The organism is Nocardiopsis ganjiahuensis DSM 45031, assembly GCF_000341085.1.
GTDB lineage: Bacteria > Actinomycetota > Actinomycetes > Streptosporangiales > Streptosporangiaceae > Nocardiopsis > Nocardiopsis ganjiahuensis.
The window spans coordinates 607348-630927 of the sequence record NZ_ANBA01000009.1 but is presented as its reverse complement, the minus strand read 5'-3'; the positions used below and the strand labels follow the sequence as shown (position 1 = coordinate 630927).

The following is a 23580-nucleotide window of genomic DNA, read 5'->3' as shown; positions in this document are numbered from 1 at the left end:
CTGGGTCACTGCGCGTACCTCCGAGTCGTTACCTGGGACACGAGGAGGCCGGACCGTTCCCCGAGCAGGTGGGGACGGTCCCACTAGACTGGTGGGAGAGGTGACCGCGGCGCCGCGTCAACGACTGTCCCTGATGACACGCACGTGCACCGGAGGCGGGCCGGACGGCGACGTCGGCTCCACCGGGCGGAACCGCGGGAGGTAGGCATGCCAAGCGAAGTGGTCTCGACCGGGGCGGTGTCCGAGCACGAGTCGGGCCGGGAGGCCCCCCGAGCACCGGGAGCCGCCACCACCCCGGGGAACGGTGTGCCCGGCGCCGACGGAGCCCCCGAGGCCGCCGGTGCCACGGGAGCCGAGGCACAGGGAGAGCGCGCGGGCGGCAGTGGCACGCCGACCGGGAAAAGACCACAGGGGGACCGCCCGGAGGGCGCCGCGAGCGAAGCGGCGCCCTCCGACGTCTCGGGACAGGGGACCCCGGGCAACCAGGCGGCCTCCACCACGCCCTCCACCGTGCGAGTACGCAGAAGGCTCGCCCGACTCGGCGCCCAGCGGGGAGTGACGATGAACCCGGTGCTCGAACCACTGATCAAGACGGTGCGCGCCACCCACCCGAAGGTGGACGTACGGCTGATCGAACGCGCCTACGAGGTCGCGGCCCACCACCATCGCCACCAGAAGCGCAAGAGCGGCGACCCCTACATCACGCACCCGCTCGCCGTTGCCACGATCCTCGCCGAGCTCGGCATGCAGGAGGCCACCCTGGCCGGCGCCCTCCTGCACGACACCGTCGAGGACACCGACTACTCCCTCGACGAGCTGCGCGCGGACTTCGGCGACGAGATCGCCGAACTGGTCGACGGCGTCACCAAGCTGGACAAGGTCAAGTACGGCGAGGCCACCCAGGCCGAGACGGTCCGCAAGATGGTCGTGGCCATGGCCCGCGACATCCGCGTCCTGGTCATCAAGCTGTGCGACCGCCTGCACAACATGCGAACCCTGCGCTACCTCCCCGCCAAGGCCAAACGGGAGAAGAAGGCCCGCGAGACCCTGGAGATCTTCGCCCCGCTCGCCCACCGCCTGGGCATGAACACCATCAAGTGGGAGCTCGAGGACCTGGCCTTCGCCACCCTCTATCCCAAGCGCTTCGACGAGATCGCCCGCCTGGTCTCCGAGCGCGCCCCCCGCCGCGACGTGTACCTCCAGGAGGTCATCGAGGCGGTCTCCGCCGACCTGCGCGAGTCCAAGCTCAAGGCGACCGTGCGCGGGCGGCCCAAGCACTACTACTCGATCTACCAGAAGATGATCGCCCGCAACGTGGGCTTCGACGACATCTACGACCTCATCGCGGTGCGGGTCCTGGTGGACAGCGTCCGGGACTGCTACGCGGCCCTGGGAACCATCCACGCGCGGTGGAACCCGGTGCCGGGCCGGTTCAAGGACTACATCGCGATGCCGAAGTTCAACATGTACCAGTCGTTGCACACGACGGTCATCGGCCCCTCCGGCAACCCGGTCGAGCTGCAGATCCGCACCCGCGCGATGCACCGCCGCGCCGAGTACGGCATCGCCGCGCACTGGAAGTACAAGGAGGACCGCAACTCCTCCAACACCGAGGCCAAGCCCAAGGGCACCACCGACATGCAGTGGCTGCGCCAGCTCATCGACTGGCAGCAGGAGACCAAGGACCCGGGCGAGTTCCTGGAGTCGCTGCGCTTCGACCTGTCCGTGCAGGAGGTGTTCGTCTTCACCCCCGGCGGCGACGTCATCTCCCTGCCGCAGGGCGCCACCGCCGTGGACTTCGCGTACGCCGTGCACACCGAGGTCGGCCACCGCACCGTCGGCGCCCGCATCAACGGCCGCCTCGTGCCGTTGGAGAACGAGCTGCACAACGGCGAGACCGTCGAGATCCTCACCTCGAAGGACCCCGACGCCGGTCCCAGCCGCGACTGGATGAACTTCGTCAAGAGCGCGCGGGCCCGCAACAAGATCCGGCACTGGTTCACCAAGGAGCGCCGCGAGGCCGCGATCGAGCAGGGCAAGGACGAGATCGCCAAGTTCATGCGCAAGCAGGAACTGCCGGTCAAGCGCCTGTTCAGCGGTGAGGCCATCATCGCCCTGGCCCGGGACCTGCGCTACACGGACGTGGACTCCCTCTACGCCGCCGTGGGCGAGCGCCAGGTCAGCGCGCAGAGCGTGGTCAGCAAGCTCGTCGACTCCATGGGCGGGCTGGAGAGCCACACCGAGGACATCGCCGAGTCCTCACTGCCCACCAAGACCGCCACCACCCGCCAGCGCTCCGGGAACCCGGGCGTGGTCGTGGCCGGCGGTGACACCGACGTGTGGGCCCGCCTGTCCAAGTGTTGTACGCCCGTGCCCGGTGACGAGATCGTCGGTTTCGTGACCCGCGGCAACGGGGTCTCGGTGCACCGCAAGGACTGCGTGAACGCCGCCAGCCTGGACCGCGAGCGCATGGTCGACGTCGAGTGGCGGCCGACCGAGGACTCGATGTTCCTGGTGGCCCTGCACGTGGAGGCCCTGGACCGCTCCCGGCTGCTGTCCGACATCACCCGGGTGCTCTCCGACCAGCACGTCAACATCCTCTCCGCGACGGTGCAGACCAGCCGCGACCGGGTGGCGCAGAGCCGCTTCACCTTCGAGATGGCCGACCCCACCCACCTGGGCAGCGTCCTGCGCGCGGTCCGCGGTGTGGACGGTGTCTACGACGTGTTCCGCGTCCGCAACTGAGAAGGCCGACCGGGCCGCCGGCGCGGTCGTGAAGCAGTCGCGCCCGGCCGCTGTCGGCGCAGCCCTCAGCCCTCGGCCCCGGTGAGGAGCCGCCGGGTGCGGTCGGGGACCCCCGGCGCGAGGGTGCCGACGACGTCCGCCAGGGTGACCGCGGCCAGGCTGGACCGCCACGCCTGGTGGGCCCGGTGCATCGTCACGGCCAGGACGCACGGTTCCCGGCAGTCCTCCTCGGGGAGGGCTCCGCGCCCCTGCTGCCGGATCTCGCGGCACCGGTACGGGTCGGCGGCGCCGTCGACCGCCTCGATGATGTCGAGCACCGTGATCCGGGAGGCCGGCCGGGCGAGGCGGAAGCCGCCCCGGGGTCCCGTGGTCCCGGCCAGTACGCCGCCGCGGACCAGGTGCGCGAGCTGTTTGGCCAGATAGGGCGCGGGGACCCCGAAGTGCTCGGCGAGGCGGCGCGTACTGACGGTGTCCTCCGGGGCGAGCTGGGCCAGGGAGGCGGCGCAGTGCAGCGCCCACTCGGAACTCTCGGGAAGTTTCACCTGTCCAGTCTATCCGATTAACGCTATTGTGGATCTCTGATATCCATAATTGATCGGGAGGTCGGCGTATGCGTGTCGCGGTGGTCGGAGCCACGGGCCGGATCGGAGCCCTGACACTGGCGGCTCTGGACAGGGGCGGCCACGAGACCGTCGCGATCAGTCGCGGCCACGGCGTGGACGTGCTCACAGGGAAGGGGTTGGACGAGGCCCTGACCGGGGTCGACGCGGTGATCGACGTTCTGAACTGCACATCGGGGGAGGAAGCCGAGAACGTCCGTTTCTTCACGACCACCACCGAGCACCTGCTGGCCACGGAACAGCGGGCCGGGGTGGGCCATCACGTCGTGCTGTCGATCGCCGCCGTGGGCAGGGTCAAGGGGAACCCCCACTACGCGGGCAAGCGCGCGCAGGAGGCCGCGGTCGAGGCGGGACCGGTGCCCCACACGATCGTCCCGGCCACCCAGTTCCACGACTTCGCCGCCATGGTCGCCTCCTGGACCGAGGCCGACGGTGCCGCCAGGATCGCTCCGCTGCTGGTGCGGCCCGTCGCTCCCGAGGACGTCGCGGACGTTCTCGCGCGCGTCGCCACCGGCGAGCCCCAGGGCCGGCACCGGGACGTGGCCGGACCCGGCCCCCAGGACCTGGTCGACATGGCCCGCCGTACCCACGCAGTCCGCGGCCACCGGGTCGAACTCGTGCCGACCTGGGAGAACGGGATCTTCGACGCCTCCATGGCCGGCAACGTCCTCCTGCCCGCCGCGGACGCCGAGGTCGCCCCGACCTCCTTCGAGGACTGGCTCGCCGCCCAGGCGGGATGAGCCTCCCGGGGGCGGTGGCCGGGGAGGCCGGTTCCGGCGACCGGCCCCGGGAAAACCAGTGGCGTCGCGCCCGCCCCGGTGGCTAGCGTTCAGCCTGCCCGCGTCACCGTGAGAAAGGCAGGCCCCCATGCCCGAGATCCGTCCCTTCCTCGCGGAGGACAGCCGCTCGCTGGAGGCGCTCGCCCGACGGCTCTGGCCGGTGGCGCCCCACCCGGGCGGGCTGGGCTGGCAGCTGGCCAACGGGGAGTTCTCCTCCGACAACGCGACCGTGGCCCTCCGGGACGGCGAGCTCGTGGGCTGGTCCCTGGTCGAGGCGCCCAACGCCCTGTTCAGCCGCAGCCAGGTCGTCCTCGTGGGTGCCACCGCCGACCCCGAGGCCGGGGCCGCACTCCTGGACCGGGCGCTGGCGGAGGCCGGCGACGCCGCCGTGGACCTGCTGACCTTCGAGGGCGACGACGGACTCCGCGCGCTCGCCGAGCGGTCCGGTTTCCAGGTGGCCGACCAGAACACCTACGGGGAGTGGATGTACCGCACCGCCACGGAGGAGGAGGCCGTCCTTCCGGAGGGCTACCGGCTCCGCCCGGTGCGCGAGGGCGAGGAAGAGGCTCGGGTGGAGTGCCACCGGACCGCCTGGAAGCCCTCCGACCTGCCCTGGCCCGAGCGGGTGGGCGAGGTCAACCCCGACCTGACCAGCCGGTTCAACCGGGAACGCTACGACAACACGCGCGTCGGCCTGCTCTACGACCGCGAACTCGACCTCGTCGTCGAGGCCCCGGACGGTTCGCTGGCGGCCTGCTGTGTCGTGTGGTGGGACGCGGAGAACCGCTGCTCGGAGATCGAACCCCTCGGCGTGGTCCCCGCCCACCGCCGCAGGGGCCTGGCCTCCGCCATGGCGCTGCACGCCTGCACCCTGACCGCCCGCCGCGGCGGCGACCGGGTGTTCATCAACACCACTCCGAACGAGGCCTACCCGACCCCGGCCAAGACCTACGCCACCGTCGGCTACAAGCCCGTCGACCGCGGCACCGTGTACGCCCGCCCCGCCCGCTGAACCGACGACGGGGCCTCAGCCCTCCCGTTCGGCGAGGAACTCGTCGAGGAGCTGGAAGAGGACGGTGATGGCGATCCCGTCCTCTTCCGGGGTGAGTTGCCCGAGAGCGCGGGACCCGGTTTCCCGGAGCGCGATCCGGCGGACCTGATCCGGCCATCCCAGGTTGTTCCCGGGCGTGCCGCGCTCCTCGAGCCAGGCGCCGAACCCGTGCAGAACCGACTCCCCGGACCGCCGGGCCCGGCTGTCGTACCCGTAGAGGTAGACGACGATCCGGTCCAGGGTAGAACGGCCGGTGTACATACCCGGACGTGCGCGGACCAGTGCCAGGAACTCGCGATCGCTCAGGCCGGTGGGATCGAAGGCGGTGGGGCCGGAACCGGGGGGAACAGACAAGGCGTTCGCTCCTTCTCAGTACGGCGGCCCCGGCCACCCTTCTCGGGTGGCCGGGGCCGTTCGGCTTCTGTTGCGGGTCAGAGGCGGATCGTCGTGGACCGGACGATCTGGAAGACCGGGTGCCGGTCGGCCTCGGCCTCGAACGCCTCCGCCGGGGCCTCGGGCGGGGCGTCGAAGTACGGGCCCACGACCGCGGCCCGGGGGTGGTTCAGGTACTCCTGGAGCAGCGGCGCGGCCTCGGCGGGGCCCACCTCGCGCACGCTCACCAGTTCGATCCAGCCGCCCTGGCGCAGCGTCGCGAAACCGTCCTTGCGGATGTTGCGCACCCAGTCGACCTCCCCGTACGGGGAGACCAGGTACCGTCCGCTCTCACTGTCCAGGACACTGAGCGGGATGGTGCGCAGGAAACCGGACTTGCGCCCACGCGTGGTGAGCAGGTGCAGCTCGGGCGGGCAGGCCCCGTACTTGACGAAGCCGCTGACGAAGGCGTTGGCGGTCCGCCGCAGCTTCGTCATCTCGAACCGCTTCGTCGGTTCGTTCACCATCTTCGGCAACTCCCTCACTCGGATGCTCCCATTGTGATGGTTTCCGGACCCCGATGGCACCCGGGGACGCCGCGTCCTAACGGAACGCGGAGATGCCGGTCACCGACTGGCCGATGCTCAGCGCGTGGATCTCCTCGGTGCCCTCGTAGGTGGCCACCGTCTCCAGGTTCACCATGTGCCGCATCACCGGGTACTCCAGGGTGATCCCGTTGGCGCCGTGGATGCCGCGCGCCGTGCGGGCCACCCGCTGGGCCGCCGCCACGTTGGCGAACTTGCCGAAGCTCACGTGGTTGTGGTGGCAGTTCCCCTCGTCCTTGAGCCGGCCGATCCGCAGCGCCGCCATGTTGGCGTGGTTGACGTCCACGACCATGTCGGCGAGCTTGCGCTGGGTGAGCTGGAAACCGCCGATGGGCTGCCCGAACTGCTCACGGGTCTTCGAGTACTCCAGTGCGGCCTCGTAGCAGGCGCGGGCGGCACCGGCCACACCCCACACGATCCCGAAGCGGGCCTCGTTCAGGCACGAGAGCGGCGAGCCGAGCCCCTTGGAGTTCGGCATGACGGCGTCGGCGGGCAGCCGGACGTCCTCGAGGACCAGCTCGGAGGTGATCGAGGCGCGCAGCGACAGCTTCTTGTGGATGACGTTGGCGGAGAACCCCGGCGTGGCGGTGGGCACCACGAACCCGCGGATGCCGTCCTCGGTGGCGGCCCACACCACGGCGACGTCGGCGACCGAACCGTTGGTGATCCACATCTTGGTGCCGTTGAGGATCCAGTCCGAGCCGTCCTTGCGGGCGCGCGTGCGCATCGAGCCCGGGTCGGAGCCGGAGTCGGGCTCGGTGAGACCGAAGCAGCCGATCGCCTCACCGGCGGCCATCTTCGGCAGCCACTCGTTCTTGTGCTCCTCGGAGCCGAACTTGTGGATCGCCGCCATGGCCAGCGAACCCTGCACGGACACGAAGCTGCGCAGTCCCGAGTCCACGGCCTCCAGCTCGCGGCAGGCCAGGCCGTAGGCGACCGCGCTGGAGCCGCCGCAGCCGTACCCCTCCAGGTGCATGCCGAGCACGCCCAGGTCGCCGAAGGCCTTGGCCAGACCGCGCGGGTCGGGGATGGTCCCGGCCTCGAACCAGTCGGCGACGTTCGGCAGGAGCTCGCGGGAGGAGAAATCGCGGACGGCGTCGCGGACGTCGCGCTCGGTGTCGGAGAGCTCGGCGTCCACTGCCAGGAAGTCGAGGGGGTCGGGCGCGGCGGCCCTGCGCTGGGAGTCGCTCATGGTGGGTGTCCCTTCGTGGTGCTTGCGTGTGTGAGATCTGTGGTGCGCTGTGACGGGGTGCGGGATCTCTAGGTGAGGCCGGTCTGCGGGATGTCGGTCTGCTGGACGGCGCCGCTCTTGAGGAGGGCCTCGACCCGCTCCGGGGTCAGGCCCAGTTCGGCGAGGACCTGTGCGGAGTGCTGGCCCAGCAGAGGCGGGGCGCTCATCGGGGTGGGCGTGTGCTCCATCCGGAACCCCGCCCGTACCTGCTCCAGAGGGCCGGCGGTGGGATGCTCCACCGTGCGCAGGACGTCGTCGCCCCTGGCGTCGGCGGTGCGCAGCGCGTCCAGGACCCCCCGGACGCGGCCGGCCGGGACCCCGGCCTCGACCAGGACCTCCATCCAGTGCTCGGCGGGCCGTTCCCGCAGCGTCGCCGAGAGCTCCCCGACCAGTTCGTCGCGGTGCGCCACCCGTTCCGGATTGGTGGCGTACCGGGGATCCGCGCCCAGATCGGGGCGGCCGATCGCCGCGCACAGGCGCTGGTAGAGGGCGTCGTTCCCGGCGGCGACCACGATCTCCGCGTCCTGGGTGGGGAACACCTGGTACGGGACGATGGTGGTGTGCGCGTTGCCCACGCGCGCCGGTTCGGTCCCGGTGACCAGGGCCTGCTGGGTGAGGTTGACCAGGCTGGACAGGGTGGAGTTGATCAACGAGACGCTGATGTTCTCGCCCCGCCCGGTCACGCGGGCCCGCATGAGCGCGCCGAGGATGCCCACGGCCGCGTTCAGGCCGGTCAGGACGTCGGTGAGCGCCACCCCCACCTTGCTGGCCGGGCCGTCCGCGGGACCGGTCGTGGCCATCAGGCCGCTCTCGGCCTGCACGACGATGTCGAACCCCGGCCGGGTCGCGGGTTCGTGTTCGGGGCCGAACCCGCTCACCGAGCAGTACACGACGGCCGGGTTGCGTCTGCTGATCTCCCCGTAGCCCAGGCCGAGCCGGTCGATCACCCCGGGGCGGAAGTTCTGGATCACCACGTCGGAGGTGGCGCAGAGCTCCTGGACCGCGGCCAGCCCCTCGGGGTCCTTGAGGTCCACGGCCAGGCTGCGCTTGTTCCGGTTGACGGACAGGAAGTAGGCGGCCTCGCCGGGGGAGTGGTCCGCCCGGTGCTCCTCGGCGGGCGCGGCGTAGGGCGGGCCCCAGGACCGGGTGTCGTCGCCACGGCCGGGCTGCTCCACCTTCACGACCTCGGCGCCCATGTCCGCGAGCAGCATGGTGGCGTAGGGGCCCGCGAGCACCCGGGACAGGTCGGCGACCCGTACCCCGGCGAGGGGGAGGGGCGCACCCGCCTCCGGTCCGGACGCCGGTCCGGCATCGGGTGCGGGGTCGGGAACGGGATCGGGGCCGGTCTCACTCATGGGGAGGTCACTCCTTGCCGTCGGGGTTGCCGGGGCCACCCGGGCCGCCGGGCAGCTGGTCGCCGTCGCGCAACTGGTAGTAGGTCTCCAGGCAGCGGCGCAGCGCGGTGGTGAGGGCGGCGCCGGACTGGCCCGCGTACCGCGTCTGTACCCGCTGGACGATCTCCGCGATGTCCTCGGTCACCGAGGCGCCCTCCACGAGGGCGCGGAAGAAGTCCTTCGCCAGGTCGGTGAGGAGGGTGGTGTCCGCGGCCACGATCCGGCCGTCCGCGGTGTCCACCGCGAGCACGACACCGAGCCGCTGGTACTGGGAGTGGCTCGCCACGGAATCGGGGAGGCGGGCGTAGCCGGAGATGAGCACAACCCTGGGGTTGCGGAAAAGCTGCTGAACACGGTCGTCGCCGTACAACGGAAGGCACCTCTCGTCTGCGGGCATGCGAAAACTCCAACGCACTGGAGTCTCGCGCCTGAAGGGCGGCCGGGGGAAACCGGACACCCGCGACGTGAGGGCAGTTCGGGATCAGTATGGCCCAGCCGTGGCGGCCGGTGTCAAGCGGGGTGGTGGTCCAGGCCACACGAAGGCGCGGATGCGTCCCACGCGAACCGTGTGTTAGATTTCGGCACAGGTCACGAGTACCAGCGACAAGCCCCGGCTAGCTGGTCGGCAACCCTCCTTCCGCGGTGGGGTGCCCCGGGTGAGGACCAGGTCCCGACACAACCGTGTCAGACAAGCGCGGACCCCTGAGGTGAAGCCGTCATCCGGCGTACCCCTGTGGGTCCCACGACCCACAGAAGAGGTGCCCCATGACCACTGTCATCCCGTTCGACTCCACCCGCTCCAGCCGCTCCGCCGCCCGCGACGCGGCCCGGGTCGCCGAACTGCGCACCGAGTGCTCGATCGTCACCGCCGACGGCGGGGTCCCCCTGGTCACCGGCGAGTACGTGGACTACGCCAACTTCGACTACGCCGCCAGCGCGCCCTGTCTGACCGGCGTCGCCGCCGCTCTGGCCGAGGCCCTGCCGTACTACGCCAGCGTCCACCGCGGTGCCGGGCACCACTCGCAGGTCAGCACCGACTCCTACGAGCGCGCCCGCCGCAGCGTCGCCCGGTTCCTGGGTGTGCGCACCGAGGCCGACGCGTCCGGTTCCGCCGACGCCGTCGTGTTCGTGCGGGGCACCACCGACGCCGTCAACCTGCTGGCCCGCGCCGTCCCCGAGGGCTGCACCGTGGTGGTGTTCGAGTCCGAGCACCACGCCAGCCTGCTCCCGTGGGAGCACCCCGCCTCGCGCGCCGGGAAGGTGGTGCGGCTGCCGCTGCCCGAGACCCCCGAGGCGGCCGTGGCCGCCGCCCGCGCCGCGCTCGCCGAGGCCCCCGAGGGCCCCAGGCTGCTGTGTGTGACCGCGGCCTCCAACGTCACCGGTGAGATCTGGCCGGTGGGGGAGCTGGTCGAGGCGGCCCACGCCGAGGGCGCCCGTGTGGTCGTGGACGCCGCCCAGTACGTGCCGCACCTGCCGTTCAGCCTCTCCGAGACCGGTGCGGACTACGTGGCGCTGTCCGGCCACAAGCTCTACGCGCCCTTCGGCTCCGGCGTGCTGGCCGGCCGGTCCGACTGGCTGAGCGCGGCCGCCCCCTACCTCGCCGGCGGGGGAGCGACCCGGAGGGTGACCGAGCACGACGTCGTCTGGAACGACCTCCCGGCCCGCCACGAGGCCGGGAGCCCCAACGTGCTGGGCGCCGTGGCCCTGGCGGCGGCCTGCGACACCTTCACCACCGAGACACTGTCCCTGCAGCACATCCGTGAAGCGGCGCTGCTGGAGCGCCTGCGCTCCGGGCTCACCGGGATCGAGGGCGTGCACGAGCTGACGCTGTGGGGCGCCGAGCACGCGAGGGTCGGGATCGTGTCGTTCGTCGTCGACGGCCTGCCCGCGGACCTCCTGGCCGCCGCGCTGTCCGCCGAGTACGGCATCGGGGTGCGGGACGGCCTGTTCTGCGCGCACCCGCTCACCGCCCACCTGCTCCCCGAGGGGCACGCGCAGGCGGTCCGGGCGAGCCTGGGCGTGGGCACCACCGAGGAGCACGTGGACCGGCTGGTGGGCGCGGTCGCTGACCTGGTGGCCCGCGGGCCGCGCTGGGAGTATGCGGACTGCGACGGCCGTCTCGCCCCGGTGCCGGACCCGCGCAACGTCCTCTAGCCGAGCCGCTGCCCCAGGAGGGCCAGGCCCCGGACCAGGGCGGGCAGGGCGAGGGTGAACAGTGCGACCGGCAGTGACCTCCTGGGGCGGAGCACGAGGTGGACCAGTACCGCCTGGACGCCGAAGCCGAACAGGGTCATGAGCAGCGTGAGCGCCACGGTCGGCAGACCCGGCTCCCACACCACCAGGGAGACACCGAACAGGCCGGGGCGTGCCAGGACGGAGAGCGGCGCGAATCCGCTTCCTGGACGCTGCCGGTGTGGGGAAGCGGTGTTCGGGATTGAGGGCTGGGGACCTCATGCTCACAAAAGCTTGCGACGCATGACCTCGCATAAGGGGTACTAAGGCACATTTCACGCAGCTATGTGCTGGGAATCACTTTCACAAGCTGTACTATCGGGCCCTGACGGCAAGGCGCGTCGTCGCCGGACCCGACCGGTCCACCCCGGCGAAGCGCCCTGCCTCCCGCGAGCGAACCGGCTGGGGGAGCGTGACCGTGACGGACGTCCGAGGACCCGAGGCAGGTCCCCTCACGGCCGTGTTCCGAGAACGGGAACCCCGGCGCGCCCCCGGGCGGAAGTCCCGCGTGGTCGACCTCGGCGCACACGCCTGCGCCCCGGCGGACCCCGCCGAGGCCGAACAGGTCCGCCTGCACCAGGCCTTTCTCGGCCGGGTGGTCGACTACCTGTGCGCCGACGCCGGGATACGCCAGTTCGTGGACTGGGGCTGTCCGGTGCCCGGGACCGCCGAGTGCGTCCGGCGGGCCGACCCCGACGCCGCGGTGGTGCACGTCGCCCCGCGCGGTACGGCGGGGGTGCTCACCGCAGCCTCGGACAACGCGACCGTCCTGTCCGGAGACGGTTCGGCCTCCGGGACCGACACCCTCCTCCGTCGCCTCCACACCAGCGGGCTCGTCGACTTCGACGAGCCCGTCGCCGTACTGATGACCCGCCCCGCCACCGAGCAGGCCCCGCCCACCGGGCTGGACACCCTCCACTCGATGATGCGCGGCGGCGGCTACGTCGCCCTCACCTCCAGGGCGTCCCGCGCCGTCGCCGAACAGGCCTTCCACCCCTTCCTCCCCGTCGAGCCGGGAGTCGCCGACCTCACCTGGTGGCCCTACCCGGACGAGGACGTGTCCGCCCCGGGGTGTGGCACCCTGGCCGGACTGGGCCGTGTGCCCGGACGAGGAAGGGGAGTGAGCCGATGGCGTTGAACTGGAACGGCGAGATCCTGGCCCAGACGCGGTTCTACTGGGACTTCTCGCTGTGGCCCCGGCTGGAGGGGCTCACCGACACCGAGTTCTACTGGGAGCCGGTCCCGGACTGCTGGACCGTCCGCCGGCTGCCGGACGGCCGCCACGCGCCCGACGGCGCCTATCCCGAACCCGAGCCCCCGCCGGTCACCACCATCGCCTGGCGCCTCGGCCACCTCGTGGTGGACGTCCTGGAGACCCGGATCAACTGGCACTTCGGCGACCGCACCGCCAGCCGCGACACCGTCGACTGGCCCAGCACCGCGGCCGAGGCCAGGCAGCGCCTGCGCAACGCCTACCTCACCTGGTCCGAACACCTCCAGGAACTCGACGACGAGGACCTGGCCGTCCCCGTGGGCAACGCCGAGGCACCTCAGTGGGCGGAGTTCCCGCTGGTCGTGCTCATCCTGCACCTGAACCGCGAGTTCATCCACCACGGCGCCGAGATCGCCCTCCTGCGCGACCTCCACCGCGCCCGCTTCGGCGAGTAACCCGCCGACCCGGAGCAGGGCCTGGCTAGAGCACGTGCAGCGGGTCCACGCGGACCTGGGCCAGGTGCTCGTCCCGGCGGGCGCTGCGGGCCGACGCCGCCGTCTTCAGCGCCCGGGTGAGGTCGCCGATCGCCCCGCGCGGCACCCGCAGCAGCGCGCGCTCGGTCCGGTTCGTGCCGTCGTCGGCGCGCTCCGAACCCACGGGCACCGGGCCGAGCAGCTCGGCCCGGCCGGGGAGTTCGATCTGGTCCAGCAGCTCGCGCAGGTGCTCGGGGGAGCCGGTGATCGAGGCCATCGACACCGCCGGGGGGAACCCGAGCTCCCTGCGCTCGGCCAGCTCTCGTTCGGCGAACCCGCCCGGGTCCCACCGCACCAGGGACTGCACCACCGGCAGTGAGGAGTCCGCGGACACCACCACCGCCCCGCCCGGCCGGACCAGCGCGGACGCGTTCAGCCAGCGCCGCAGGGTCTCCTCGGAGGCGCGCAGGTCGGCCCGGTTGAGCAGGGCCCACCCGTCCAGCAGCACCGCCGCCGCGTACCCGCCGCCGGAGACCGCCGGCTCGGCCCCGGGGGTGGCGACCACCAGCGACGGTTTGTTCGGGACCTCGGAGAGGACCTCCTCGCGTCCCGACGTGCGCACGGTCAGGGACGGGAAGGACCGGCCCAGTTCCTCCGCGGTCCGGCGGGCGCCGACCACCACCGCGCGCATGCGGGTCATCCCGCACTCGGGGCAGGCCCACTGCCCGGCCACCCGGCCGCACCAGCCGCACGAGGGCATGGCGTGCGACCCGCGCACGGCCAGCGGCCCGTGGCAGGCGTCGCAGCGTGCCGGCGCACGGCATCCCGCGCAGGCCAGGGTGTTGAGGTAGCCCCGGCGCGGCACCTGGAACAGCACCGGACCGCTCCTGGACGCCTCGCGCGCCGCGCGCAGCGCCAGGCTCGGCATCCGCGCGGACCTGGCCGCCCCGTCCCGGGCGAGTTCGCGGTCGTCACCGGCGGGTCGGATCTGCGGTGCCCGGCTGCGCAGCGTCGCCCGGTCGGCGACCAGCGGGCGCGCCCACCCGGACTCCACCAGCAGCTGGGCGTCGGTGGTGCGGGTGTGCCCGCCGATCAGCGCCGCCGCGTTCCCCCGGTGCGCCCGCATCGCCAGCACCGTGCGGGCGTGCGGGTAGGGGGCGTGCGGGTCCACGTGCACGTCGTCGCCGTCGTCCCACAGGACGACCAGTCCCAGGTCCCGGACGGGAGCGAAGACCGCGGCCCGGGTGCCCACCACCACCTGCACGTGTCCGCGCAGCACCGAAAGCCAGCTCCGGTACCGCTTGGCCGGGCCCAGGTCCGCTGTGAGCGCCACATGGCGGCCCTCGCCCAGGTGCCGGGTGAGCGCGGCGTCGACCGCGGCCACGTCGCGGCCGTCGGGCAGCACCACCACGGTGCCGCGTCCGGCGCCCAGAGCGGCCTCGGCGGCCACCGCGATCGCGTCGGTCCAGTCGGTTCCGGGCAGGGCGTTCCACACCGCGCGGGCCGCGATCCCCCCGTGCAGGGCCTCGATGAACGCGGGCCCCTCCGGGTAGGCGTCCCAGGGACCGGGGTCGACCTCCAGCACGGCCGCCTCCACGGTCTCCTGCACCGGGGCGCCGTCGTCGGGGGAGGGTGCGACCTCGGGGTGCTCGGGGGCCTCGGGCGGGTCCTCGTCGGCGGGCTCCACACCCGCGACGTCCTCCTCCCGGGCCTGTTCCTCGCGGGCCGTCTCCTTCTCCACCCGAGCGTGCCGGGGCGGCACCGCCAGCCGCAGGACGTCGCTCAGGGTGCCCGCGTACCGGTCGGCCACGGCGCGTGAGAGCGCGAGGATCTCGGGGGTGAGCACGGGCTCGGGGGAGACCACCGTCTCCAGGTAGGCCAGCCGTCCGGCGAACTCCGAACTCTCCACCCGTTCGGCGAGGAAGCCCGCCAGCAGGCGGCCGTTGAAGCGCACCTTCACCCGGCAGCCGGGCACCGCCGCCTCGTCCATGTCGGCCGGGACCCGGTAGTCGAAGTAGCGGTCCAGGTGGGGCAGCGGGGTGTCGACGATGACACGCGCGACGGGGAGCCGGTCGGCGGGCCGACGCTTGGCCGGCCGACGGCTCTTCGCGGTGTCGGCCTTCTCCCCGGCCGGTTCCTTCTTCGCCTGCTTCTCCTGGCGGGGCAGGACGAAGAGGACCTCCTCGGGCCGCTCGGGCTGCGCTGTCATCACTTCCTGGTTTACCAGAAGCCGCCGACAACACCGCTCTTCGCGGCCGGGGACCGCTCCGGGACTGGTAGAACAGTGACCCGTAGGCGCAGCGGAGGGGACCTGAACATGAAGCTTGTCTTTGCCGGAACACCGGAGGTGGCGGTGCCCTCGCTCCGGGCACTGATCGACTCCGAACACGAGGTCGCGGCTGTGGTCACCCGGCCCGACGCCCGGTCCGGGCGCGGCCGCAAGGTCTCCACCAGCCCCGTCGGAGAACTCGCCGAGAGCGAGGGCATCGAGGTCCTCAAGCCCGCCAAGGCCGGTGACCCCGAGTTCCTGGAGCGCCTCGCCGAGATCGCCCCCGACTGCTGCCCGGTGGTCGCCTACGGCGCCCTGCTGCCGCAGTCCGCGCTGGACATCCCCGAGCACGGCTGGGTGAACCTGCACTTCTCGCTGCTGCCGGCCTGGCGCGGCGCCGCCCCGGTCCAGCACGCCGTCCTGCACGGCGACGACGTCACCGGCGCCGCCACCTTCCGCATCGTCAAGGAGCTCGACGCCGGCCCGGTCTACGGCACCCTCACCGAGACGGTCCGGCCCACCGACACCAGCGGTGAGCTGCTCGAACGCCTCTCCGTCTCCGGAGCCGGGCTCCTGGTCCGCACCGTCGACGGCATCGCCTCCGGGGAGCTCAGCCCGGTCCCGCAGCCGGACGCCGACGTCTCCTACGCGGGCAAGCTCACCACCCTGGACGCCGAACTCGACTTCACCGCGCCCGCCATGCGCGTGGACCGGGTCGCCCGCGCCTGCACACCCGCGCCCGGCGCCTGGACCACCTTCCGCGGCATGCGCCTGAAGGTCGGCCCGGTCCGGCCCGTCACCGACGCTGACCGGCCCGACCTCGAACCCGGTCAGCTGCACGTGGACAAGAAGCACGTCATCGTCGGCACCAGCACCCACCCCGTCGAACTCGGCCAGGTGCAGCCCCAGGGCAAGAAGGCCATGGCCGCCGTGGACTGGGCGCGTGGCGTGCGTCCCACCGAAGATGACCGACTGGGCCGCTGAGCTGCCGTACTCTCGGTTCAGGCGGGCGTGAGCACGCGCCCGCACACGTCCCCGGTTTGTTGAGGCAGAGCACACGTTGAGCGAGCAGTCCCGGTCCCAGCACCAGCGCCCCCGAAAGGGCGGCAAGCCCAGGCAGGGCGGTGGCCAGCGGTCCGGTCCGCCCCAGCCCCGCGACCCGGCCCGCCGGGTCGCCTACGACGTGCTGCGCGCGGTGGAACAGCGCGACGCCTACGCGAACCTGCTCCTGCCCGCCCTGCTCAAGGAGCGCGGCATGTACGGCAGGGACGCGGGGCTGGCCACCGAGCTCACCTACGGGACCCTGCGCCGCCAGGGCACCTACGACGCCGTTCTGGAGACCTGCGTCGACCGCTCGCTGGCCTCGGTGGACGCCGAGGTGCTGCCGCTGCTGCGGATGGGCTCCCACCAGCTGCTGTCCACGAACATCCCGCCGCACGCCGCGGTCAGCGAGACCGTCGACCTGGCCCGGCGCGTGGTGGGCCAGCACCGCGGCAAGTTCGTCAACGCGATCCTGCGCAAGGTCAGCGCCCGCGACCTGGACGCGTGGATCGACGTCATCGCGCCCGACCGCGACCGCGACCCCAGCGGCTACCTGTCCGTCGTCCTGAGCCACCCGCGCTGGGTGGTCAAGGAGCTGGCCCGCGCCCTGGGCGAGCGGGCCAAGGATGGCCTGGTCCGGACCGAACAGCTGCTGATCGCGCACAACGAGCGCCCCAAGGTCACCCTGGTGGCCAAGCCGGGCCGCGCCAAGGTCTCCGACCTCGAGGAGTCCGGGGCGATCCCCGGACGCTACTCCCCCTTCGCCGCCTACCTGCCCGAGGGCGACCCGGGCGCGATCCGCGAGATCCGCCAGAAACGGGCCGCCGTCCAGGACGAGGCCAGCCAGCTCGTCGCGCTGGCGCTGTCCCGGGTGGACGCCCAGGGCCGCGACGCCCTGTGGTTGGACATGTGCGCGGGCCCCGGCGGCAAGGCCGGTCTGCTGGCCTCCCTCGCCGGTCAGGGTGAGGCCCGGCTGGTCGCCTCCGAACTCCAGCCCGCCCGCGCGGGCCTGGTGGCCGACGCCGTCCGCCGCGCCCCCCGCGACGCCGGCCGCACCATCGCCGCCGACGGCACCCGGCCCGCCTGGAAGCCCGGCTCCTTCGACCGGGTCCTCGCGGACGTGCCGTGCACCGGCCTGGGCGCCCTGCGCCGCCGTCCCGAGTCCCGCTGGCGCCGCGGTCCCGAGAACGTCACCCAGCTCGCCCCGCTCCAGCACGAGCTCCTCACCAATGCGGTCGAGGCGGCGCGCCCCGGCGGTGTGGTCGCCTACGTGACCTGCTCGCCGCACCTGGACGAGACCGACGTGATCGTCCGGAAGGTCCTGGCCGAACGCGACGACCTCGAACTCCTGCGCGCTCCCGACTACCTCGACGAGGTCCCCGACCTCGCCGCGGGCCCCGAGGGCAGGTACGTCCAGTTCTGGCCGCACGTCCACGGCACCGACGCCATGTTCCTCGCCCTGTTCCGCAGGAAGCCGGAGTAGGACCGCGGCCTCGGGGAGGCCCGGGTCAGGCCCTGGCGGAGAGCTCCGCCAGGGCCCCGACCAGTTCCCGGGCGACGTACCGGGCCTGCCGGTCGTGGTCGGGGCCCTCGTAGCCGCGGGGGACCGCCTCGACGAGCATGATCAGGTACAGGTGGCTCCGGTACAGCGCGAGGCGTCCCCGGGCGCTCTCGTCGAGCTCCAGGATCCCGCCCGCGGCGCGGTAGCCGTCCAGGAACGCGGTGTCGTCCGCGATGTCGCCGAAGAGCGCCAACGAGACCGCCTCGGCCAGCGGGTCGCCCCAGAAGGCGCGCTCGCCGTCCACCAGGGCGCTGATCCTCGGGCCCCGGCCGGTGTCCTCGACCAGGATGTTGCCCGGCCAGAGGTCGTAGTGGACGAGGGCCGGGGTCCCGACCCCGTCCAGGAGGCCGGCCCGCCCGTGCAGCAGCTCGGCGATCCGGTCCGCGGGGACCGGCAGGGGCGCTTCGAAGCGGCGGGCGTCGGCGAGGACCGAGTCGAGCATTCCGAGGAAGGCGGTCCGCCAGTCGGCGGCCAGTCCTGCCTGCGGATACCCGAACCCGGGCCCGGTGGTGCGGTGCAGCGCGGCGACCGTCCCGCCCAGCTCGGAACGCAGCCGGTTCCACCGGTCGGAGCCGTGTTCCGCGCGCAGGGAGTACAGGGTCCGCCCCGGGCGCCAGGTCATCAGCAGGAGGTCGCTGCCGACCGCCGAGCGGTCGTAGGAGGCGTGCACGACCTCGGGGACCGGGACCCCGCCGTGTGCGGTGCGGTAGAAGAGTTCCTCGGTGCGCATCATCCCGTGCTCGTAGCCCATCACGGGTGCCGCGGGGTCGGGCGCGACCTTCAGGACGAGGTCGGCGCCGTCGGCCATCCGCAGGCGGTAGGCGCTGTTGAAGGTCCCCTCCGCGAGCTCCTCGCAGGCCTCCAGCCGGTCGGGGCCGATTCCTGCTTCGGCCAGTACGGCCCGCACCTGCTCCTCCGACGGTACGACCCGATTCCCACTCACCCGAATCCCCCTGCGCTCCCTGAGACGACAGCGCGACGCTAGCTGTCCGACCGCGTGCTGCCCAGGGGTGCAATTCGGACAAATAGGAATCTACGCCGTAAAGGCGCGGACTCCTCGAGCTACATCGCGCCGATCGCGACCACCACGCAGATCATGCAGGAGTTCCCCGTCTCCCGCAGCAGGTACCGGTAGGTCTCGGCCCGGACCTCCGCGTCGTCCGCGTCGCGGTAGGACCAGCGCACGTCCGCCCACACCAGCCTCGCGGTGAGTTCCTCGGTTCGTCTGATCTCCGGCACCACGCCGACCAGCCCGCGCTCCCGGTACTGCTCCGCCGCGCCCGTGAAGGCCTCCTTGACGTCGGCGGGCGCCGCCACCGCGATGCTCTGCGTGTCCCCGGCGACGTAGGCCGGATAGCTGTACCGGGCGGCGATCCCGTCGAGGTCCCCGCCCACCAGCTCCCGGCTGTAGGCCTCCAGGAAGGCCTGAAGCCCGTCCTCGTCCAGCATGGCGCCTCCTCGGTCGATGTCTCCCCGTGGCACACCTGCCCCGAGTCGGCCTGGATACACTGCTGACGTGGCAATTCAGATCTCTCCCAGCATCCTCAGCGCCGACTTCGCACACCTCGCCGACGAGGCGGCCGCCGTCCCCGGCGCGGACTGGCTGCACGTCGACGTCATGGACGGTCACTTCGTCCCCAACCTCACCCTGGGCCTGCCCATCGTGGAGTCCCTCCTGAAGGCGACCACCACGCCGCTGGACTGCCATCTGATGATCGAGGACCCCGACCGCTGGGCCCCCGCCTACGCCGAGGCGGGCGCGGGCAGCGTCACCATCCACGCCAAGGCGGCCGGCGCCCCCGTGCGCACCCTGCGCGAGATCCGCAGGCACGGCGCCCGCGCCGGCCTGGCCCTCAACCCCGCCGAGCCGGTCGAGCCCTACGCGGACCTCATCGGCGAGATGGACATGCTCCTGCTCATGACCGTCGAGCCCGGCTTCGGCGGCCAGAAGTTCCTGGACCTGGTGCTGCCCAAGATCCGCAAGGCCCGTGAGCTCCTGGACAGCCGGGACGCCGCGGTCTGGCTCCAGATCGACGGCGGGGTGAGCGACGAGACCATCGAGCGCGCCGCCGAGGCCGGAGCGGACGTGTTCGTCGCCGGTTCCGCCGTCTACGGTGCCCAGAACCCGGACGAGGCCATCGAGTCCCTGCGCGCCCAGGCCCGGAAGGCCAGCAAGCTCCCCTGAGCCGTGTTCCCCTGAGGGCTGTGGACCCCGGCCCGTGCCCGACCGGTGCCCCCGTGCCCTGCCCCCGGAGCCCGAACCTACCTTCGGGTAACGATCACGGCGCGGCGTGCCTGTGGGCCTGGTCACAGCGGCCCCGTTCGTCCTATGCTGCCCGCTGTAGTCGTTGATTTTCGCTTGGTCGCGGCTCCGTCTTCCCCTGCATGCGCCCGACGCGCCCGTGTCCGGGGGAGCGGCGCGGCGTGAGCGCGTTGCCAGGCGCGGACCTGTGGAGTACGCGTGAACGCTTGGACCACCGAGCACCTGGCCATGGACGCCCTGTGGGAGGCGGAGAGCTCAGCGATCCGCTGGCTGCAGGGGTGGGGCGAGTGGCTGTCCCATCCGCTGGGTGCCGTCACCCACCTGGGCTCCCAGGGCGTCCTCGTCGTCCTGATGGCCGCCGTCTTCTGGAGCGTCCACGCGGGCATCGGATCACGGCTCTTCGTCGCGGTCATCGCCTCGGCGGTGGTGAACAACCTGCTCAAATCGGTGTTCTACGGCTCCAGGCCCTACTGGTTCGACGCCCTGGTCACCGGCTACAGCCACCACGGCAGTTTCGGGATGCCCTCGGGACACAGCCAGGCCGCGGTCGTGGCCTACGGCTATCTCGGGGCGAAGTCGGGCCGCCGCTCCCTGCTGTGGGCGGCCGTCGCGGTGATCGCCCTGGTGGCCTTCTCCCGGATCTACCTGGGCGCGCACTTCATCAGCGACGTGGTGGTCGGCCTGCTGGTCGGCGGTGCCGTCCTGTGGGCGGTCCTGCGCTACGAGGACCGTGTGCTGGCCTGGTGGCGCTCCCTGGACACGGTGCGCTGGGTGTCCTACCTGCTCGCCTTCGCGCTGGTGCCCTGCGTGGTGGCGACCGTCTGGCAGCTGGGCGTGCGCGGCGGCTGGGCGGTTCCCGCCGAGGAGTGGATCGGAGCGACCCCCGCCGACCCGGCCGGGTACACCCTGACCGGCCTCTACACGACCTCCGGTGCGCTCCTGGGCGGCGTCCTCGGGTTCACCCTGCTGTACCGGCGCGGCTGGTACAGCGCGGCGGGCACCGTCACCGCGCGGGTGGCCCGGTTCGTCCTCGGGATCTCCGTGGTCGTGCTCATCCTGGTCGTGGACCAGGTGCTCTTCCGGAACCTGGCCGGCCTGCCCGCGGCACTGGCCGGCTTCGCGGTCTACGGCTCCATGGCCTTCTGGGCCGCCTACGGCGCGCCGGAGCTGTTCGTGCGCAGCGGCCTGGCCGGCCGCCCCGAGGCCGTCTCCGGGGAGGAATCGGGCGAGGTCGGGGAGCCGGAGGAGGCCCCCGAGACGCCCGAACGCCCCTCCGGGGCCGGGGAGGGCGACCGGACATGAATCCCGTCACACCGGCTATGCGCCCAGGCTACCGAGGGGTTAAGATCATGATCGTTTAGACAACAGTCAAACGCGTGCTCCGGGGTCGGTGAAAGTCCGAACCGGCGGTGATAGTCCGCGACCCGGTCGAGTCCATCGACCGGTTGAACCGGTGGAATTCCGGTACCGACGGTTAAAGTCCGGATGGGAGGCAGTACGCGTTGGGGCGGATCTGAGCCGTGCCAACCCTTTGGCGTCGGCGTCCAGTGACGCCCTTGTCGTGGACCCGTTTTCCGCGCACCTTTTCCCCGGAGCCGTACCAGGCGAAGGGATGTAGGGCGTGTTCACCGGAATCGTGGAAGAGCTCGGCAAGGTCACCTCCATCGAGTCGGCCGGGGCCGGAGGCGAAGCCGCTCTGCTCACCGTGCACGGACCCCTGGTCAGTTCCGATGCCAAGCACGGCGACTCCATCTCGGTCAACGGCGTGTGCCTGACCGTCGTCGGCCAGGGCGAGGGCACCTTCACCGCGGACGTGATGAAGGAGTCCCTGGACCGCTCCAACCTCGGCGACCTCACCCCCGGCGCCCCCGTGAACCTCGAGCGCGCCACCCGCACCGACACCCGCCTGGGCGGCCACATCGTCCAGGGGCACGTCGACGGCACCGCCACGCTCCTGTCCCGGAATCCCGGTGACAACTGGGACGTTCTACGTTTCGGCATGCCCCCGGAGCTCTCCCCGTACGTGGTGGAGAAGGGGTCCATCACCGTGGACGGCACCAGCCTCACCGTCTCCGCCGTGAGCGCCCCCGGCGCCAAGGACGAGTACTTCGAGGTCAGCCTCATCCCGGCCACCCTGGAGGCCACGACCCTGGGCGGTCTGGCGGTCGGCGCCATCGTCAACATCGAGGTGGACGTCATCGCCAAGTACGTGGAACGCATCACCGCGGTCGCCCGGATCCGCGCCCAGGAGGGTACGCAGGCCCGGGCCGACCGCTAGGTCGCCCCCGGCGCGCACACCCGCGCCACCACCGCGCTGCCACCCACCGAGAACCACCCACGACGTACCTTCAGGAGCGGGAATGACCGTCACCGACACCACACCGGCCGCCGACCCCGAGCGGAACGAGCAGGCCGTCGCCCTCGACCGGATCGAGGACGCCATCGCCGAGTTCGCCGCGGGCAGGGCCATCGTGGTCGTGGACGACGAGGACCGCGAGAACGAGGGCGACATCATCTTCGCCGCGGAGCTCGCCACCCCCGAGCTGCTCGCGTTCATGATCCGCTACACCTCCGGTGTGGTGTGCGTCCCCATGGAGGGCGAGGACCTGGACCGCCTCGACCTGCCGCTGATGACCGCGCGCAACGAGGAGAGCCTGCGCACCGCCTACACCGTCACCGTCGACGCCCGTGAGGGTGTCAGCACCGGTATCTCGGCCGCCGACCGCGCGCACACCATCCGGCTGCTGTCCGCCGCCGAGAGCGGCCCCGCCGACTTCGTGCGCCCCGGACACATCCTGCCTCTGCGCGCCCGGAAGGGCGGTGTGCTGGCCCGCCGCGGCCACACCGAGGCCTCGGTCGACTTCGCCCGCCTGGCCGGGCTGCGTCCCGCGGGTGTGCTGGCCGAGGTGGTCAACGACGACGGCACCATGGCCCGCCTGCCCCGCCTGCGCGAGTTCGCCGACGAGCACGGCCTGAAGCTGGTGTCGGTCGAGCAGCTCGCCGCCTACCGCGCCGCCCTCGGTGAGACCCTCACCGAGGAGGAGGCCAACCCGCCGCTGGTCACCCGCATGGTCGAGACCCGCATGCCCAACCAGCACGGCGAGTGGTGTGCGGTCGGCTTCAAGGGCACCGCTGACGGCGCCGAGCACGTCGCGCTGGTCTTCGGTGACCTGGCCGACGGCACCGACGTCCTGGCCCGTGTCCACTCGGAGTGCCTGACCGGGGACGCGTTCGGTTCGTACCGCTGCGACTGCGGCGCCCAGCTCGACGCGGCCATGGCCGACATCGCCAAGGAGGGGCGCGGCGTCATCGTGTACATGGGCGGACACGAGGGCCGGGGGATCGGCCTGCTGCACAAGCTGAGCGCCTACAGCCTCCAGGACCAGGGCGTGGACACCGTCGACGCGAACCTGCGCCTGGGCCTGCCCGCCGACGCGCGCGAGTTCGGCGCGGGCGCGCAGATCCTCGCGGACCTGGGTGTGTCCTCGGTACGGCTGCTGTCCAACAACCCGGCCAAGACCGAGGGGCTGGAGCGCCACGGCGTGAAGGTGACCGAGCGGGTGCCCATGCCCACCTTCGTCACCGACGACAACCTCGCCTACCTGCTGACCAAGCGCGACCGCATGGGCCACGACCTGGCCGGCGTCGCCGAGTAGCCCGGGCGGCCGGGGGGCGGCGAGTCTGCGCTCCGCCGACACCCGCCATCCAGGAACACCCGCCCACCCAGGCAC

General features: G+C 72.3%; 22 protein-coding genes and 2 riboswitches. Of the genes, 12 read left to right on the top strand and 10 right to left on the bottom strand.

Annotated elements, in window-relative coordinates:
* The first annotated feature begins 561 nt into the window (after positions 1-561).
* Positions 562-2745 carry a RelA/SpoT family protein gene (locus tag D458_RS0113880; RefSeq protein WP_017587359.1) on the top strand — a complete coding sequence of 728 codons (2184 nt, stop codon included), beginning with the start codon at positions 562-564 and terminating at the stop codon, positions 2743-2745.
* Between the two features lie 65 nt (positions 2746-2810).
* On the opposite strand, the gene D458_RS0113875 is transcribed toward D458_RS0113880, so the two are convergent.
* Positions 2811-3287: an RrF2 family transcriptional regulator gene (locus tag D458_RS0113875; protein ID WP_017587358.1), complete on the bottom strand. Its 477-nt coding sequence runs from the start codon at positions 3285-3287 to the stop codon at positions 2811-2813.
* 68 nt (positions 3288-3355) lie between these two features.
* On the opposite strand from D458_RS0113875, the gene D458_RS0113870 reads away from it, so the two are divergent.
* Entirely contained in the window at positions 3356-4105 is a 750-nt protein-coding gene (locus D458_RS0113870) for an SDR family oxidoreductase (RefSeq protein WP_017587357.1), read from the top strand.
* Between the two features lie 127 nt (positions 4106-4232).
* Positions 4233-5156: a GNAT family N-acetyltransferase gene (locus D458_RS0113865; RefSeq protein WP_017587356.1), complete on the top strand. Its 924-nt coding sequence runs from the start codon at positions 4233-4235 to the stop codon at positions 5154-5156.
* A 15-nt stretch (positions 5157-5171) separates the two neighbouring features.
* On the opposite strand, the gene D458_RS0113860 is transcribed toward D458_RS0113865, so the two are convergent.
* The 5 genes from D458_RS0113860 to D458_RS0113840 all read right to left on the bottom strand — a co-directional run bounded on the left by D458_RS0113860 (position 5172) and on the right by D458_RS0113840 (position 9167).
* A complete protein-coding gene (locus D458_RS0113860; RefSeq protein WP_017587355.1) occupies positions 5172-5549 on the bottom strand; it encodes a hypothetical protein in 378 nt (125 codons plus the stop codon).
* Positions 5550-5626: 77 nt separating this feature from the next.
* Positions 5627-6094, bottom strand: a complete 468-nt coding sequence (locus tag D458_RS0113855) for a nitroreductase/quinone reductase family protein (RefSeq protein ID WP_017587354.1) — start codon at positions 6092-6094, stop codon at positions 5627-5629.
* Positions 6095-6170: 76 nt separating this feature from the next.
* Complete coding sequence (locus tag D458_RS0113850; RefSeq protein ID WP_017587353.1) at positions 6171-7364, bottom strand: acyl-CoA dehydrogenase family protein; 1194 nt, start codon at positions 7362-7364, stop codon at positions 6171-6173.
* Positions 7365-7432: 68 nt separating this feature from the next.
* Complete coding sequence (locus D458_RS0113845; protein ID WP_017587352.1) at positions 7433-8758, bottom strand: CaiB/BaiF CoA transferase family protein; 1326 nt, start codon at positions 8756-8758, stop codon at positions 7433-7435.
* Between the two features lie 7 nt (positions 8759-8765).
* A complete protein-coding gene (locus D458_RS0113840; protein WP_026119287.1) occupies positions 8766-9167 on the bottom strand; it encodes a DUF3870 domain-containing protein in 402 nt (133 codons plus the stop codon).
* 216 nt (positions 9168-9383) lie between these two features.
* Positions 9384-9498: riboswitch (SAM riboswitch) on the top strand.
* Between the two features lie 64 nt (positions 9499-9562).
* Between D458_RS0113840 and D458_RS0113835 the strand changes: the two genes are divergently transcribed.
* Positions 9563-10951 (top strand): aminotransferase class V-fold PLP-dependent enzyme, encoded by a 1389-nt coding sequence (locus D458_RS0113835; protein ID WP_017587350.1) that lies wholly within the window; start codon positions 9563-9565, stop codon positions 10949-10951.
* On the opposite strand, the gene D458_RS0113830 is transcribed toward D458_RS0113835, so the two are convergent.
* A complete protein-coding gene (locus D458_RS0113830; protein WP_017587349.1) occupies positions 10948-11136 on the bottom strand; it encodes a hypothetical protein in 189 nt (62 codons plus the stop codon). The genes D458_RS0113835 and D458_RS0113830 overlap by 4 nt on opposite strands.
* A gap of 353 nt (positions 11137-11489) precedes the next feature.
* On the opposite strand from D458_RS0113830, the gene D458_RS0113825 reads away from it, so the two are divergent.
* Positions 11490-12167, top strand: a complete 678-nt coding sequence (locus D458_RS0113825; protein ID WP_239647954.1) for an SAM-dependent methyltransferase — start codon at positions 11490-11492, stop codon at positions 12165-12167.
* Complete coding sequence (locus D458_RS0113820; protein ID WP_017587347.1) at positions 12158-12697, top strand: DinB family protein; 540 nt, start codon at positions 12158-12160, stop codon at positions 12695-12697. Before D458_RS0113825 ends, D458_RS0113820 begins: the two co-directional genes overlap by 10 nt.
* Positions 12698-12722: 25 nt before the next feature.
* Here D458_RS0113820 and D458_RS0113815 read toward each other — a convergent pair whose 3' ends face one another.
* Positions 12723-14924, bottom strand: coding sequence for a primosomal protein N' (locus tag D458_RS0113815; RefSeq protein WP_017587346.1), 2202 nt, complete (start codon positions 14922-14924; stop codon positions 12723-12725).
* 108 nt (positions 14925-15032) lie between these two features.
* Here D458_RS0113815 and fmt point away from each other — a divergent pair, with 108 nt between their 5' ends.
* Positions 15033-15968, top strand: a complete 936-nt coding sequence (gene fmt / locus D458_RS0113810; RefSeq protein WP_026119286.1) for a methionyl-tRNA formyltransferase — start codon at positions 15033-15035, stop codon at positions 15966-15968.
* A 76-nt stretch (positions 15969-16044) separates the two neighbouring features.
* A complete protein-coding gene (locus tag D458_RS0113805) occupies positions 16045-17508 on the top strand; it encodes an RsmB/NOP family class I SAM-dependent RNA methyltransferase (RefSeq protein ID WP_017587344.1) in 1464 nt (487 codons plus the stop codon).
* 25 nt (positions 17509-17533) lie between these two features.
* Here the strand turns inward: D458_RS0113805 and D458_RS0113800 are convergent, their stop codons facing one another.
* Together D458_RS0113800 and D458_RS0113795 are read right to left on the bottom strand one after the other, a co-directional pair.
* Positions 17534-18529, bottom strand: a complete 996-nt coding sequence (locus D458_RS0113800) for a phosphotransferase family protein (RefSeq protein WP_026119285.1) — start codon at positions 18527-18529, stop codon at positions 17534-17536.
* 119 nt (positions 18530-18648) lie between these two features.
* Positions 18649-19035, bottom strand: a complete 387-nt coding sequence (locus tag D458_RS0113795; RefSeq protein WP_017587342.1) for a DUF6841 family protein — start codon at positions 19033-19035, stop codon at positions 18649-18651.
* A gap of 67 nt (positions 19036-19102) precedes the next feature.
* Between D458_RS0113795 and rpe the strand changes: the two genes are divergently transcribed.
* The 4 genes from rpe (at position 19103) to D458_RS0113775 (ending at position 23505) form a co-directional block, all read left to right on the top strand.
* Complete coding sequence (gene rpe / locus D458_RS0113790) at positions 19103-19771, top strand: ribulose-phosphate 3-epimerase (protein WP_017587341.1); 669 nt, start codon at positions 19103-19105, stop codon at positions 19769-19771.
* A gap of 306 nt (positions 19772-20077) precedes the next feature.
* Positions 20078-21151, top strand: a complete 1074-nt coding sequence (locus D458_RS0113785; protein WP_040702441.1) for a phosphatase PAP2 family protein — start codon at positions 20078-20080, stop codon at positions 21149-21151.
* A 70-nt stretch (positions 21152-21221) separates the two neighbouring features.
* Positions 21222-21352, top strand: a riboswitch (FMN riboswitch).
* Between the two features lie 118 nt (positions 21353-21470).
* Positions 21471-22127 carry a riboflavin synthase gene (locus tag D458_RS0113780; protein WP_017587339.1) on the top strand — a complete coding sequence of 219 codons (657 nt, stop codon included), beginning with the start codon at positions 21471-21473 and terminating at the stop codon, positions 22125-22127.
* A gap of 82 nt (positions 22128-22209) precedes the next feature.
* Positions 22210-23505, top strand: coding sequence for a bifunctional 3,4-dihydroxy-2-butanone-4-phosphate synthase/GTP cyclohydrolase II (locus D458_RS0113775; protein ID WP_017587338.1), 1296 nt, complete (start codon positions 22210-22212; stop codon positions 23503-23505).
* The last annotated feature ends 75 nt before the right edge of the window (positions 23506-23580 follow it).